Genomic DNA, 16,721 nt, shown 5'->3' with positions numbered 1-16,721 from the left:
TGATTTTATTGTTTAGGAGTTAAATACAAGTCCATTAACCATCTTTGAGCATCGGAGCGAGTTTCAAAAATATTTACAGGACAGCCATAAGTACGTTTGGCTAAATATTGTACAATATGGTGATAGACGTTTGCCATGAAAAATGATTTTGTAACGATTGCAATGCCAAAACACTGTTTTGAAAACTCTCTACGATAATGTTTAAACCAAGTAGTTTCTAGTTTGATGACACCCCTTTCACGACAAAGATTTCCTTCTGGATAATCGAAGAGTAAACCGAAGTTTTCATTTTTACCAATCAACTTACTCATTTCTGATAAATAGCTTCTGGTATCTTCCTGAGTTGTTTTTCCACTGATTTTCATTGAAAAAACAGGGCATTTAAAATGCGTTTCAATCTGCACCATTGGCTTAGTTGTTATGAAGTGTATTTCTGAAAATCAAGTCTAAATCAATTCTTTCACAGGCTGTGTGTAATACAAATAAAAACTCTTTCATTTCGGCATTACTTAAACAAATTCCTGATGAAAATACATCTGTTTGTATTGATGGAATATCTCTTAAATTGCACAATTCTATGACATAAAATTTTTCTGCATGAGGTGCTTCATTTAATTTTTTCAAAAAACGAATCATGGAAAGCCATTCAAAAGTCATCAATGTGTTTTTAAATTGAATTTGTATTTCATTACAACACTTGCATTGCCAAGCGCTGGCATTATCTGTTTCGATTAAAATGATATGTTTTTGTTGTGTCTCTTTCATCTTGATAAAGTTTAGTAGAAAGCTTTTTAAAAACAGCCTTGATAAGCCAAGACTGTTTTTGTACCATGTGAACGAAAAGAAAAAATAAAACGAAATCGATTAGAAATGACTATGATAAAATTGTAGTCATTTACTTATTCTTGTGAATTCTAAGTCTTCCCACAATCAGAATCCACTACTATTGTTCTGTAATCTTGTGTTTTTCAAGGTTTATTCCTACGCTTAACCAAATGAGCCTTCCTGCCAAATTTGGAATGTTTTTAGTGTTTGTATAACCAAGTGCATTATCAATCCCAGCCTGTACTCTGAATTGTTCTTTAAAGGTTTTACTGGCTGAAATATTCCAAGTAACATAGCCTTTTACAAATTCATTGTCAACATCAGCAATCCCATTTCCATTATAATCAGCAAAACCGTATCTACTTCTATAAATTCCTCTTAATGAGGCTGTTAATCCATTTTTTGTATTTTCGTAGAATACTTTAAAATTAGCTGAATGACGTGAACGATTGAAAAGTCCTTCATAATCAGATGCTTTTACTCTTTCGGTAATTAAAGTTTCAGGGTCTCTTCTAAACAGTTCTCCTTTTTCAATTTTGTCAACCACTTCTTTATCTTTTGCTTCCAGAAACTGATAGCCCGCACTCAGCGTAATGGGCGATTGTTGGTTTGAAATGGTATAACTAGCATCCAATTCAATGCCTTGTGTAAAAGCTTTGGTAAGATTCATGTAGCTAAAAACACTTTGTCCGTTGGTTTTTAGCGCAACTGCTTGGGTTTGAATCAAGTTTGAAATATCATTTCTAAAAGTATTTACTTTGATTTTCAGACCATTATCCAAATCAACTTTTCCGCCAAAATTATAAGCAAGTGAACTTTCAGCTTTTAATTCTCCGAGTCTATTAACATCAAAAAGTACTTCTGAAATCTGATTTTCGGCTTGTAAACGAGCCAAATTATAAGCAACTTCTTGCGTACCAAACACACTATAACCAGCCACAGCATTGGTGAAATTAAGATACAATTGTCGGAAATCTGGTGCTTTGAAACCCACTCCAACAGAGCCGTTGAGCCTTACCTTTTTAGATAAGTCGTAAGCCACCGATACTTTGGGGCTAAACTGAGCTTTGTAAGCGGAGTGAGCGTCAAAACGACCGCCAACTGTTAGGTTTAGAGAATTCACCAGTAAATTTTCGTATTGAAAGAAACCATAATTGGTTTCAAATCTTTTGGTATCGTCGTATCGAGTTGCTTCTACACTTTCCCAAATTTTACCGACGCCCAGTGTTAAAAATTGCTTTTCCCCTAAAGCATAATCCACCTGAATTTCGGGTCTTTGAAAGGTTTGAGAAAAGTACGTAGCATCATATACGTTATTGTCTTTCTGATATAAAAGCTCAGAATTGGTTTTGTAATGCGTATTATAAAATCTGAAAACTGCTTTTAAGTTTTGATTGAAGGCAATCCTCAGGCTTGGATTAATGTTCCAATCTTTTACAGAACCCGTTCCAGTGATTTGGTCACTTCCAACTAATAAGCTACTTTGTTGATTTTCAATATTATACCTTGTAGAAATATTCAAACTAATATTTTTAGAAAAATCATGAGTAAACTTTGGTGTAATAGTATAATTCTGAAAAGGCGAAACCGTTGCTCCGAAAGTTTCAGGCGTAAAATCATAACCGCCAGAAGCATAACGATTTAAGAAAAGATTGAAACCTGATTTTTTCGTTTTCATGCTTAAATTACTAGCTAAATCACTCGTCTGATTCGTTCCATATCTTGCTGAAAAAGAACCTTTTGTTCCGTTGGGTCTTTCAGTAATAATATTGACCACGCCAGCCAAAGCTTCAGAACCATACAAACTTGAAGACGGACCTTTTACAATTTCAATCTGTTTAATGTTGGCAACTGCCAATCTTGATAATTCTAAAGTACCCGCTGTTCGCCCAACTAAAGGTTCACCGTCTAAGAGTATTAAAGTATAATCTGGATTAAAGCCTTGAATTTGAATGCCTTGTCCGTGATCATTCACGATAAAAAGTCCCGTTTGTTCTGCCAACACTTCACTTAATCGCAATGAACCCATTGCCCGAATCTGTTTCTGCCCAATCAGTGTTACAGGCATGGGTACAGCGTTTAAAGCCCTTTCATTGCGAGTAGCGGTTACAACAACTTCATTCAAATTACTTGTTTTTAAACTATCATTTGCCACATGTTTCTGTTGTCCAAACATGTTTAAAGTATAAATTATTAATAGTAAGGAAATAAACCCCTTCATAAGATTATTGATAATGAGCATCCTTTTTTCGGTTCTCAGCTTTCTAAATAGTATTTTATTGATTGAATAGGTTTCGATGAAAAATATTGAAATTATCTTTAAATGCCTCAAGTTTCAAATTTCAAGAATAAACAATTACTTCTTTTCTCTTTTCTTCTTGTGTCTTAGAGTCCTAAAGTCTTCAAGTCCACACAATTCGTCTTGTCTCTTGCATCTTGACTCTTTCGTCTCCCAAAGAAGCATGACAAAGGTAAATGATTATTTAGAAAGATTCCAAATAAAAACGGAAATTATTTTGAATTAGTCTAAATAAGTATAATATTTGCAGAGTCAAAACCACATTGACGAATACAGTTTTTTAATCCTTATAAAAATTATCATGAAAAAACAGTTATCAAAACAGGTCATAAAGATTGTTTTCAGTAGCGTTATATTTTTAAATAGTGTGATTGCCTTTGCTCAGAATACAGCAACAGTAAAAGGAAAAGTATTTACAAGTGATGGAAAAGCAGCAGAATTTGTAAATGTCGTGTTGAAAGGAACAAACAAAGGCGTTATTGCAGATGTCAATGGTGCTTATGAAATTACTGAGATAAAACCCGGAAAATATACGGTACAAGCAAGTTTTGTAGGACTAGAAGCACAGAAAGAAAGCATAATACTTGCGGCAGGAGAAAGTAAAGAAATCAATTTTACTTTAACAGAAGATAGTAAACAACTAAGAGAAGTCGTGGTCGTATCAAATCCAAGTAAGTACGTAACGGATTATCCTTCTATTTCACTTCGTTTGAAAACACCATTATTGGAACTTCCACAAAATATTCAAGTGGTTACGGCACAAGCATTAAAAGACCAACAGATTTTTGATATGTCCGAAGGCGTTACTCGTAATGTAAGTGGTGCGTCACGTTCAGAACATTGGGAAACTTACGCCCGTATTGTGATGCGTGGTTCAAGAATTGCCGCTTTCAGAAATGGTATGAACGTAACCGAAGTATGGGGCCCACTCACGGAAGATATGAGTATGGTAGAACGCATTGAAATCGTAAAAGGTCCAGCAGGATTTATGCTTGCCAGTGGTGAACCAAGTGGTTTTTATAATGTAGTAACTAAAAAACCAACAGGGATTACTAAATCAGAAATTGGCATGACGGTCGGAAGCTTCGGAACGTACCGCAGTACTGCAGATTTTGATGGAAAATTGAGTAAAGACGGTAAAATACTGTATCGTCTGAACGTAATGGGACAAATGAAAGGTACTCATCGTAATTTTGAATACAATAATAGAGTTTCGATAGCTCCTGTAATTAAATACCAAATTAATCCAAATACTTCATTAACAGCCGAATATACTTATCAGGGCGTTGAAATGTCGGCAATTGGTTCGGCTTATGCTTTTTCGGCAAAAGGTATTAGCGATTTACCTTATAATTTCACCACATTAGAACCTAATTTAAAACCAACGACAATCAAAGACCAATCTTTGTTCCTAACGCTTTCGCACAGCATTAATGCCAATTGGAAGTTTACGGGACAACTAGCGTATTTGCATTACGACCAAGTAGGACAAAGCCTTTGGGCATCGGGTTTTAGTGGCGATACTTTAAAAAGAACGACTTCTATTTGGGATATTTTAGGAGAAACGAAAGTCGGGCAATTCTTTTTAAATGGTGATGTAGAAACAGGAAGTATCAAGCACCGTATTTTGGCAGGAATTGACATGGGAGATAAAAACTATTATCATGACTGGGCTCAAGCAGGTGTTATTGGCAATCTGAATGTGTATAATCCTGTTTATGGGCAAGTGGCTTCTAAAGACTATCCAAAATTCGACCGCAGTTTAGATATTCGTGAGCGTGGAGTACATTATAACAATAGCTACACGGCATTTTATGCTCAGGATGAAATAAGATTTCTGAATGATAAACTCCGTTTTACTTTAGCAGGTCGTTACACAACAACGAATGATACTGACCCTTATTCTGGAACAGTTGGGGTAAGTAAATTTACGCCAAGAGTAGGTTTGAGTTATTCAATTGATAAAAGTACTAGCGTGTATGCAGTTTATGACAAAGCCTTTATCCCACAAGCTGGCGGTACTTATGAAGGAAAGAAGTTTGACCCAATCATCGGTGACAACAAAGAAATTGGTCTAAAAAGAGAATGGTTGAACGGTCGTTGGATGGCATCAGTTGCAGCCTATAAAATCACGAAAAACAATGTACTGACAGAAGACCCAAATCATTTGAATTTCTCTATTCAGTTAGGACAAACACAAACACAGGGTTTAGAATTTGATGTAAGAGGACAAGTTCTTGAGGGCTTAGAACTCACGATGAATTATGCGATAACAGATGCAAAAGTAACGAAAGATACAGACGGCTCGCAAGTAAGCAGACAAGTACCAGGAACTGACAAAAATATTTTTAATACTTGGTTGAATTATCGTTTTCAATCTGGAAAAGCAAAAGGGTTGGGTTTATCGTTTGGTGTACAACATTTAGCAGGAAGAAGTAATTGGTACGGAGCTTACAACAAAGATGTTGATCCTTCAATGCCAAACTATACTCGTTTTGACGGAGTGGTATCTTATCAGTTCGATAAATTTGGAATAGCCTTGAATGTCAATAACCTTTTCAATGCTTATCTAATAACGGGAGGTTCGTATTACGCTTGGAACAATTATTATTATTCACAAACAGAGGCTTTGCGTAATGCTAGATTGAGTATTAATTATAAGTTTTAAGCCATCTTTAGTAAGATTGTATGCAAAATTTTAAAAAAATCATAGGAAATATTCACCTTTGGCTTGGGCTTGCTTCTGGTCTTGTGGTGTTTATTGTTTCTATTACAGGCTGTTCATACGCTTTTCAAGAGGAAATACAAGACCTTACTCAGCCATTTCGTTTTGTGGAAGCTCAAAATAAAGCATTTTTGGAACCTTCTAAGTTAGAAGCAATTGCCAAAAAAGCTTTGCCAAACAAACAGCTTCATGCGGTGATGTATTCGGGAAAAACAAAGTCGGCTCAGGCTATTTTTTTTCATTACGAACCATCGTACTATTACATTGCTTACCTCAATCCTTACACAGGCGAAGTGCTGAAAGTAAAGGATATGGACAGCGATTTTTTCAGAATCGTACTCATGGGTCATTATTACTTATGGCTTCCGCCAACTATTGGTCAGCCAACGGTTGCGATTTCAACTTTGGTTTTTGTCGTGATGCTGATTTCTGGTATCATCTTGTGGTGGCCCAAAAACGAAAGTGCCGCCAAACAACGCTTCTGGTTTCGCTGGAAAAACACTACAAAATGGAAACGTAAAAACTATGATTTGCACAATGTTTTGGGTTTTTACTCAGCTTGGATTGTCTTAATAATTGCCTTAACGGGTTTAGTTTGGGGCTTTCAATGGTTTGCTAATTCTGTTTATTGGCGTTTAGGTGGCGAGAAATCAACGGTATTTACCGAAGCTTATTCAGATATAAAACAGAAAACAACAGTAACGGTACAATCGCCAGCCATTGATAGGGTTTGGCAGAAAATGTTGGTAGAACACCCAGATGCTACAACTATAGAAGTACACATTCCAGAGTCTGATTCAGCATCCATTGCCGTCAACGTGAATACTGAAATCGGAACATATTGGAAAATAGATTACCGATACTTTGACCAATATTCTTTGAAAGAATTATCGGTAAATCATCTTTATGGCAGATTCCATGAAGCAAAATTAGCAGACAAAGTCATCAGAATGAATTATGATATTCACGTTGGGGCAATCTTTGGTTTTGCTGGAAAAGTACTTGCCTTTTTAGTGAGTTTAGTTGCAGCTAGTTTACCCGTTTCAGGCGTATTTATCTGGTGGGGCAGAAGAAAAAAGCAAACCACAGCTACTGTCAGTAGCAAAGTATATAGCTAAAAGCGTGGTTTTGTTTTGAATCGTTTATCAAAGTAAAGTTTATTAAAAATCTATTAACGCCCCAAATATGAAATTTTGGGGTAAGGGGTTTCCATGTTAAAACCTCAATAAATTCTTAAAAATACTGAGTACAATCAATAATTAACCCATGAAAAATTTATACTTTTTTAGAAAGAGTACAGTCATCGTCATCATTTTGTTGATGACTGTCAATGCTGTTTTTGCTCAAAATGCCATTATCAAAGGGAAAATAACTACTGCCGATGGTAAGCCAGCCGAATTTGTAAATGTACAATTGAATGGCATGACGAAAGGAACAATTTCTGACGTAAACGGAGCATATCGTTTGGAGCGTGTAAAGGCAGGAAGTTTTACGATTAAAGTAAGTTTAATCGGATTAGAAACGAAAGAACAACGCATAGAAGTAAAAGCAGGAAAAACGTTAGTTGTAGATTTTACTTTAGCCGAAACAGCCAATCAATTGCAAGAAGTAGTCGTATCTGCCAACAATAAATTCGCACAAAAAGAAACGGATTTTGTGGCGAGGATGCCTTTGAAAAATCTTGAAAATCCACAAGCTTATAATGTGGTAAGTAAAGAGCTTTTGAAAGAACAATTGGTAACAAGTTTTGACGATGCCATTAAAAATGCGCCGGGTGTCAATCGACTTTGGACAGCCACAGGAAGGGGTGGAGACGGTGCGGGATATTTTTCGATGCGTGGTTTTTCGGTACAACCAACCATGATCAATGGTGTAGCTGGACAAACCAACGGAGGAATTGACCCAGCTAATATCGAACGAATTGAAAGTATCAAAGGACCATCAGGAACACTTTTTGGCAGTAGTTTGATTTCTTTTGGCGGTTTGTTGAACATTGTTACCAAGAAACCTTATGAAAGCTTTGGAGGAGAAATTAGTTATTCTTTAGGAGGTTATGATTTGAGCAGACTTGCCGTGGATGTCAATACGCCACTTGATAAAGAACAACATGCTTTGTTGAGAATCAATGGTTCTACGAATTACCAAGGCAGTTTCCAAGATGCAGGTTTTAGAAAAAGTACTTTTGTGGCACCAAGCCTTACTTATAAAGTGAATGATAAATTGTCGGTGAATATTACGACAGAATTCATGACGCAAACGGGTACAAATCCATTGATGATTTTCTTGAATAGAGCTCGTCCATTAATCGCAAAAACGCCAGAAGAATTACAGTTTAATTATTTCCGTTCTTATACAAGTAACGATATTACGATTACAAACAACACGCTAAATGTCTTTGGTCAAGCAAATTACAAGATTTCTGATAAATGGACTTCGCAAACGAATATTTCTAAAAGTGTCAGAAATTCAGATGGTTACTATTCTTATATAATGTATCAACAAGCAAGTGATACTTTGATTAACCGCTTGATTAGCGACCAAACTGCCACAGGAACAACGACAAATCTTCAACAAAACTTTATTGGCGATTTCAACATCGGTAAAATTCGTAACCGCTTTTTGGTTGGTGTAGATTACCTACAACTCATTACGCATAACAATAGCTCGGCTTATATTTTATTCGACCAAATAAATACCAGTAAAGAAAACGACTCACGTTATGCGATGTTAACGAAACAAGCTTTAGATGCAAAATTGGCTACCAATACTGCACCAACGAAATCACAAACTGAATCTAAAACCTACAGTGCTTATGTTTCGGATGTATTTAATCTTACAGAAAAGTTAATGGTAATGGCAAGTTTGCGTTTCGACCATTTTGAAAATGTAGGAACAACCAATTTTGCCACAGGTATAACTACTGGTAAGTACAAACAAGATGCTTTTTCGCCAAAATTGGGTTTGGTGTATCAATTGCTAAAAGATAAAGTAGCCATTTTTGGTAATTACATGAATGGTTTCAGAAATGTAGCGCCTGTTACGCAGCCCTTTGCAGACATCGACGGAACTTTTAAACCACAACAAGCTAACCAATACGAAGGTGGTGTTAAGCTTGATCTTTTGCATAATCGCTTGAGTTTAACGGCAAGTTATTATGATATTATGGTTGATAACATAACTCGTTCAGACATCCTGATTCGTGATGGAAGACAATATAATGTTACTGTTCAAGATGGTTCTCAACAAAGTAAAGGTGTTGAATTTGATTTAGTTGCGAATCCTATCAATGGTTTAAATGTAATGTTTGGTTATGCTCATAACGACAGCAAGCAAATTAAAGTAGCTGAAAGTTTATTGAACCGTCGTCCAAATAGTGCTGGACCAGCCGATTTAGTGAATTTTTGGGCGAGCTACACTTTCCTAAAAGGACAAGTAAAAGGCTTAGGTTTAGGTTTTGGTGGAAATTATGCTGGCAAAAACGAAATTACCAACAATGCGATAACGGGCGTATTTACTTTGCCAAGTTATACGGTGTTGAATGCAACGGTATTTTATGGTGTACAAAAATTCAGAGTGGGCTTAAAAGTAGATAACCTGACCAACAAAGAGTATTTCAGTGGTTGGTCAACCGTAGAACCACAAATGCCTCGTCGTTTAATGGGTAGCGTTACTTTCAAATTTTAAATCTAATCGTTCATGAAATTATATTTAACAAGTATTTTTACTTTTCTGAGCTTGTGTGTTTTTGCTCAGAAAAGTACTTTGTCAGGAAGCATTTCTGACACAAAAAATACAAAATTGCCGGGCATCAATGTAATATTGAAAGGTACAAAGTTTGGAACAACGACTAACCAAGATGGTTTTTTCTCAATTGCCAACATCAAAGAAGGCGAATATACTTTACAGCTTTCTGGAATTGGTTATGAAACGATTCTTCAAAAAATAAAAGTTACCTCTGAAAATTCACCGTTAGTGATTCAATTAAATGAATCGCTAACGGAATTACAAACCGTTGAAATTACAGGTAGAAAAGAGACTGAATACAAGAACAATTCAACGTTTATCGGTTCAAAATCGGCAACTGCATTGAAAGATTTACCGCAGTCAATCAGTTATGTTACCAAAGAATTGATTCAAGACCAAGCTGCTTTTCGGGTAAATGATATTGTAAAAAACATGAGTGGTGTAAGTCAGTTTTCATTTTATAATGACTTGACTATCAGAGGGCATCGTGTAAGTGGAAACGATAATTATTCGATGTTAGTAAACGGAATGCGTGCTTTTACAAGTTTCTGGAAACAACAATTGATTCCACATATCGAACGAGTAGAAGTCATCAAGGGACCATCATCAGCATTATTTGGAAATGCTGCGGCGGGCGGTTCGTTGAATCGTGTAACGAAAAAACCTTTGGACGAAAAACGTCAAGCTTTCAATATTTCGATGGGAAGTTTTGCTAATTTTCGTACTACAGCCGATTTTACAGGGCCAATGAACGAAGAGAAAACACTCTTGTATCGTTTGAATTTGGGCTATGAAAATTCTGGTTCATTCCGAGATTTACAATTCGAAAAAAACTATATCATTGCTCCGTCCTTTTCCTTCTTACCCAATAATAAAACCCGTTTAAATTTTGATATTGTTCTACAAAATGGTAATTCTCGATTAGATAGAGGTCAATCAGTTTTGGGAACAGGAGATTTATATTCTACGCCCATTTCTAAATCATTAAACCGTTCAAATGATTATTTGAAAGAAAACGTATATAATGCTACGATTTCCTTAAATCATAAGTTTTCAAATCATGTTAGTTTCAATTCTTCATTCATGCGTACTGCTTATGACGAAGATTTATTGGAACATCGTTCAGCCAATACTTATGCTAAAAATGCGGCGGGCGGATTGATAGATTCAGAGATAGAAATGCAGGTTTTTATTCGTAAAAGAACCTTCAATGTCGATAATGTTTCTAATTACTTCAACATTGATTTTGACTTAGGACAAACTGCCCATAAAGTAGTTTTTGGTTATGATTATGCCCAAGAAGTATTAGCCGCAGGCGGTTCTCAACTAACGGCAAGAGGTTATAGAAACGCTACGAACACAGGAAGTATCAATACTTATGACCCAACGAAAAAAGCTAATTACTTATTAGATGCCAAAGGAAATCCAGTACCAAATGTTGCCCATTATGATTTAACAGCAGCAAATCCTTACTTTTTGGCGGATATGAGTAAATATTTCTATCAAAGAACAGACTATGCACCAACGTTTTATTCAACGCAAGGCGTGTATTTGCAAGACCAGATTACTTATAAAAAGCTACAAGTACTCTTAGGTTTACGTCAAGATTATTTTACAGATTTAGAAAATTATAAAACAGCTACCGAGAATAAAGTAACTCAAAAAGCTCTTATTCCAAGATTAGGCTTGGTGTATAGCCTAAATAAAAACGTGAATGCTTATGGTACTTTCGTGAAAGGTTATCAGCCACAAACTTCTACAGCACTTTCTAACGTAAATGCTGGCGGTCCTTTCGACCCACTTTACAGTACACTTTATGAAGTTGGCGCAAAATCTGATTGGTTTGATAAGCGATTAACAGCCAATGTTTCAATTTATCAATTAACGGTTGATGGTGCTTTGTACAATGCAGGTATAAGTGGTCAACCTGATTTATTGACACAAGTAGGACGTGAAGTATCAAAAGGAATAGAATTGGATGTTATCGGTCAATTGGCAACCAACTGGAATTTAATCATCAATTATTCTTACAACGATGCCACTTTTACCCAAAGTAAAGACGAGACTTTAATTGGTCGCCAGAAACCAAACGCTCCAAAACATCAAGGAAATATCTGGACAAAATACGTAATCGGAAAAGGCAGTTTAAGCGGTTTGGGCATTGGTTTAGGAACCAATTTTGCCACCGAACGTTTGGGCTCAATTGTAGCTGCGAATGCTGAACCACAAGTAATTCCAACATATCAGCTTTTTACAGGAGCAATTTACTATAAGATTGCTAAATGCCAGATTCAATTAAACGCTAACAACTTAACCAATAAAACTTATTGGGTGGGCGGATACGATAAAATCAGAATGTTCCCGGGCGCACCACGCAACTGGATGTTGAGCGTTGGCTATGCTTTTTAATATTTTCCGAAAAACCCAATAAAAAAAATCGAAATGAAATCATATTTTACCATAGTGTTTTTACTCTTTAATGTCGTAGCATTTGCTCAAAATGCTACGATAAAGGGAAAAATAAGTACTTCTGATGACAAACCTGCCGAATTTGTAAATGTACAATTAAACGGAACGAACAAGGGAACAATCTCTAATGAAAATGGAGAATACAAAATAGAACGCATCAAAGCAGGAACATATAAACTAAAAGTAGGTCTGGTTGGACTGGAAACGAAAGAGCAACAAATTGAAGTAAAAGCAGGGGAAATGTTAACGGTTGATTTTGCCTTAGCTGAAAGTGCTAATCAATTGCAAGAGGTTGTCGTTCAGTCAAATACTAATAAATTTTCGCAAAAGGAAACAGAAAGCGTGGCTAGAATGCCGTTAAAAAATCTGGAGAATTCACAAGTATATAGTGTGGTTGGAAAAGCGTTGATGCAAGAGCAAGTAATTACAGAACGTTCAGATTTATATCGAAATGTTCCTGGAGCTGTGCCAAATTTTTCAGCAGGTGGCTCGCAAGGAATGACAACAAGAGGATTCGCTACAACCGTTGGAATGCGTAATGGTATGATTACCAGTGCTGTTGCTCCGATGAATCCAATTATTTTAGAACGAGTAGAAGTCTTGAAAGGCCCTTCTGGGACTTTATTCGGAGGAAATAGAAATGCTACTTTTGGAGGTGTTTTTAACTATGTAACGAAAAAACCATACGATACTTTTGGTGGAGACGTAAGTTTTACGGCAGGAAGTTTTGGTTTTTCAAGAGTAGCCGCAGATGTTAATGTGCCATTGAATGATGAAAAAACAGCACTTTTCAGATTGAACACTGGATGGCAATCGGAAGATTCATTCCAAGACCAAGGTTTTGCTAGAAATTTTACTATCGCTCCAACGATTACCTACCAAGTAAATGACCGCTTAAAATTTACAGTTGACCTTGATATTACTAGAAGTACTTATACGGTGTCAAGTTTTGCCATTGCTTCGCTTGCAAGAGTGAAAGCAAGAAGTTTTGATGAGTTAAAACTTGGATATAATCGTTCGTTGACCAATAATAACGTTGATGTTCAAAACCGTGCGACAAATTTTGGCGGGCAAATGGAGTATAAGCTTTCTAAAAATTGGAAATCGGAAACGAAATTTTTGTTTTCAGAAGGAGCTTACGAACATTTTTACTGGACAACGCTGTCGATGCTAACGGATTCTACCGTGATGCGAACTGTGAGAAACCAAACGCCTGAAACTTTTGGGAATGTACATTTTCAACAAAATTTTATTGGAGATTTTACGCTAGGTTCATTGAAAAACAGAATGGTTGTTGGTGTCGATTATAGCGTGAATTATAATGCACTTAATCGTTCAACGATTACTTATGATACGCTGAATATTAATAAAGCCGTAAAAGATTTTAATGTCTATAAGATTAATGAATTATCAGTAAAAAGAGGTTTTACGACTACCACTTTCAATTCTAAATCTCTTGGAGTATATGCTTCTGATGTTATCAATATTACGCCAGAATTAATGGCAATGTTGAGCTTGCGAGTAGATAGATACTCAACAAAAGGTGATTATACGCTTTCTACAGGAACATTTAAAGGAGGTTACGAACAAACTTCATTATCTCCAAAAATGGGATTAGTTTATCAGCCATTAAAAGAAAAAGTTGCTCTTTTTGCCAATTATATGAATGGCTTTGTGAATTTAGCACCTGTTACTCAGCCAGATAATACTGTTTTAGTATTAAAACCACAATATGCCAACCAGTGGGAAACAGGAGTAAAGCTTGATTTGGTAAAAAACAAACTGAATGCTTCTATCAGTTATTATGATATTTCTGTAACAAACGCTACTCGTACAGAAGTAATTAATGGTCAGAGTTTTACGCTTCAAAACGGCACTCAGAATAGCAAAGGATGGGACGTAGAACTTATTGCTAACCCAATTTCTGGCTTAAATATCGTTGCGGGTTATGCCAAAAATGAGAATAAATATACCAAAGCATCTGAAGCTTTAAATGGAAAATCGCTAACGGCTAGTCCGAAAGATGTTGCCAATATTTGGGTAAGTTATTACCTCACAAAAGGAGATTTTAGAGGAATTGGTTTGGGAGTAGGAGGGAATTACATTGGAGAATCTTGGTTCGAGAGTACCAATGTCTTCGTTATTCCATCTTATACTTTGCTCAACGCCTCTATTTTTTATGACCAACCTAAATATAGATTAGCGCTAAAAGCCAATAACCTGCTCGACCAACAATATTGGAGTTCAGCAGGTTCGCCTCAGAAACCATTCAATATTTTAGCAAACCTCATTCTTAAATTCTAAACTTTTATTCTTTAATAGAAAATAGAAATCATGAAATTATATTTAACCTACCTCTTAACCATCTGTAGCATTTTGTCATTTGGGCAAAATGCTACCATCAAAGGGAAAATAAATACTTCCGATGGTAAACCTGCCGAATTTGTAAATGTGCAATTAAATGGAACGAACAAAGGAACAATTGCTAATGAAAATGGAGAATACAAAATTGAACGCATCAAAGCTGGAACGTATAAACTAAAGGTAAGTTTGGTTGGACTTGAAACCAAAGAACAAGAAATTGAAGTAAAAGCTGGGCAAACTTTAGTAGTAGATTTTACTTTAGCTGAAAATGCAAATCAGTTACAAGAAGTTGTTGTACAGTCAAATTCCAATAAATTTTCGCAAAAAGAAACGGATTTTGTGGCTCGTTTGCCTTTGAAAAACCTTGAAAATCCACAGGTTTACACCGTAATTCCTAAAGAATTACTGCAAGAACAAGTAGTAACCAATATTAATGGAGCATTGGCAAATGCGGTGGGAGCAGCACCCATCAATTATCCTGCTGGTGGTTTTGGAATTACTTCAAGAGGTTTTTCTACGGGAATCAATGCCCGCAACGGAATGGAAACAACTGCTTCTCGTTCATCCGTTGAAATTGGAAATGTTGAACGCATTGAAGTTATCAAAGGTCCATCGGGAACATTGTTTGGAGCGTCCATTTCATCTTTTGGTGGCGTGGTGAATTTGGTGACAAAGAAACCTTTTGAAACTTTTAAAGGAGATGTTTCTTATACTTTGGGCAGTTTCGGACTTAATCGTGTTACCGCCGATATTAATACGCCTGTGAATGAAGATAAAACAGCTTTGTTAAGAGTAAATACTGTTGTAAACAGACAGTACAGCCATTTAAGTCAGGGACATAATAATACGTTTTTGATTGCACCAAGTTTCTCTTATCAAATCAATAATCGTTTACGCATTTTGGCGGATATTGAATTTTTGAGCATCAACCAAACTCGTTCTATTTATACTCGTGTCAATAATCCTTCAGGTTATACTAGTCCAGAGCAATTTCCGATAGATTACAAGAAAAGCCTTTTCAACGATGATGCCAATGCTGAAACATTTTCTTCTAAATACTTTTTAGAGGCTAATTATAAAATTGCTAGCAATTGGAACTCTTCTACCTTGTTTTCATACGTGACTGAAAATGTAAAGCACAGTTATCAAAACTACCTTACTTGGCTTTCGCCAACTTTGGTAGCCAGAAACGTCCTGATTTATGGCCCGATTGCCAATAATTATACCAATTTCCAACAAAACTTTACAGGTACTTTTAATACAGGAAGTATTAGCCATAAAATGTTAGCAGGAGCTAATTACCGCTTTTTTAATGGTACATTCGATTACTCTTTAGTAAGTAACAATGGTTTTATAGATACCGTAAATGTTACCAAAGCCTCAAGTCCACTAACCAAAGCTAAAATTGACCAAGCTATTTTGAATCGTGGTGGAATGGTTCCTTTTGATGTTGCCGACCAAATTACAACCAGTGTTTATATTTCTGATGTGGTGAATTTAACCGATAGAATCTCTGCAATGTTGAGTTTGAGAATTGATAATTTCAATTATAAAGGAATTCCATCAACGCCCAAATACAACCAAACGGCTTTAGCACCCAAATTAGGATTCGTTTATCAAGTACTGAAAGATAAAGTAGTTGTATTTGGAAATTATATGAGTGGCTTCCAAAACCAAGCGCCTATCAATCAGCCAACGGGCGAGCAATTTGTTCCAAAACCGATTTATGCTGTGCAGTCAGAAGGAGGAATTAAAACAGAATTGCTAGATAAAAAACTAAATCTTACACTAAGCTATTATCATATCGCTATTGATGATGCCATTCGTAGAGATGAAAAAGGCGTTTCTTTTCAAGATGCAGAACAGGAAAGTAAAGGTTTAGAATTTGAAATCGTTGCCAACCCCTTTAAGGGATTCAATATTTTCGCAGGCTATGCTTATAACGACAACAGAATTATCAAAGCAACCGATAAAACTACTGAAGGTAAGAAAGTAGCTTCTGCTCCTGAAAATGTAGCCAACTTCTGGCTTAGTTATAAATTCACAGACAAAGCACTTAAAAACCTTGGACTTGGCTTTGGAGGCTATTATGTTGATAAAATGTTTTTCTCAACAGCCAATACTTTCTACTATCCAGCTTATACACTTCTGAATGCAACTGTTTTTTACGATTTACCAAAAGTAAGATTTGGATTAAAAGTGAATAACCTAACAGACCAGAAAAACTGGGATGCTTATGGTTATGCACAACCATTAAGAAATTACGCAGTAAGTATGTCTTTCAAATTTTAATAA

9 protein-coding genes are annotated in these 16,721 nt (G+C 35.9%); 6 read left to right on the top strand and 3 right to left on the bottom strand.

The features are described 5' to 3' along the window. Positions 1–5: 5 nt before the first annotated feature. The 3 genes from VB798_RS22475 to VB798_RS22465 form a co-directional block, all read right to left on the bottom strand. Positions 6–407 carry a SpoIIAA family protein gene (locus VB798_RS22475; RefSeq protein ID WP_323689493.1) on the bottom strand — a complete coding sequence of 134 codons (402 nt, stop codon included), beginning with the start codon at positions 405–407 and terminating at the stop codon, positions 6–8. A gap of 4 nt (positions 408–411) precedes the next feature. Continuing rightward, positions 412–765 carry a hypothetical protein gene (locus VB798_RS22470; protein ID WP_323689492.1) on the bottom strand — a complete coding sequence of 118 codons (354 nt, stop codon included), beginning with the start codon at positions 763–765 and terminating at the stop codon, positions 412–414. Between the two features lie 178 nt (positions 766–943). Beyond that, positions 944–3,001 (bottom strand): TonB-dependent receptor plug domain-containing protein, encoded by a 2,058-nt coding sequence (locus tag VB798_RS22465; RefSeq protein WP_323689491.1) that lies wholly within the window; start codon positions 2,999–3,001, stop codon positions 944–946. 424 nt (positions 3,002–3,425) lie between these two features. Here VB798_RS22465 and VB798_RS22460 point away from each other — a divergent pair, with 424 nt between their 5' ends. The 6 genes from VB798_RS22460 (at position 3,426) to VB798_RS22435 (ending at position 16,718) form a co-directional block, all read left to right on the top strand. Next, complete coding sequence (locus VB798_RS22460) at positions 3,426–5,792, top strand: TonB-dependent receptor (RefSeq protein ID WP_323689490.1); 2,367 nt, start codon at positions 3,426–3,428, stop codon at positions 5,790–5,792. 20 nt (positions 5,793–5,812) lie between these two features. Then, positions 5,813–6,967 carry a PepSY-associated TM helix domain-containing protein gene (locus VB798_RS22455; protein WP_323689489.1) on the top strand — a complete coding sequence of 385 codons (1,155 nt, stop codon included), beginning with the start codon at positions 5,813–5,815 and terminating at the stop codon, positions 6,965–6,967. 148 nt (positions 6,968–7,115) lie between these two features. Then, positions 7,116–9,533: a TonB-dependent receptor gene (locus VB798_RS22450; RefSeq protein WP_323689488.1), complete on the top strand. Its 2,418-nt coding sequence runs from the start codon at positions 7,116–7,118 to the stop codon at positions 9,531–9,533. A 12-nt stretch (positions 9,534–9,545) separates the two neighbouring features. Continuing rightward, a complete protein-coding gene (locus VB798_RS22445) occupies positions 9,546–12,002 on the top strand; it encodes a TonB-dependent receptor (RefSeq protein ID WP_323689487.1) in 2,457 nt (818 codons plus the stop codon). A 33-nt stretch (positions 12,003–12,035) separates the two neighbouring features. Next, positions 12,036–14,366 carry a TonB-dependent receptor gene (locus tag VB798_RS22440; protein ID WP_323689486.1) on the top strand — a complete coding sequence of 777 codons (2,331 nt, stop codon included), beginning with the start codon at positions 12,036–12,038 and terminating at the stop codon, positions 14,364–14,366. Positions 14,367–14,396: 30 nt separating this feature from the next. Beyond that, a complete protein-coding gene (locus tag VB798_RS22435) occupies positions 14,397–16,718 on the top strand; it encodes a TonB-dependent receptor (RefSeq protein WP_323689485.1) in 2,322 nt (773 codons plus the stop codon). Positions 16,719–16,721 lie beyond the last annotated feature (3 nt).

This window comes from Arcicella lustrica, from assembly GCF_034930985.1.
GTDB classification, from domain to species: Bacteria; Bacteroidota; Bacteroidia; order Cytophagales; family Spirosomataceae; genus Arcicella; species Arcicella lustrica.
This window is presented reverse-complemented; position numbering and strand designations above follow the sequence as displayed.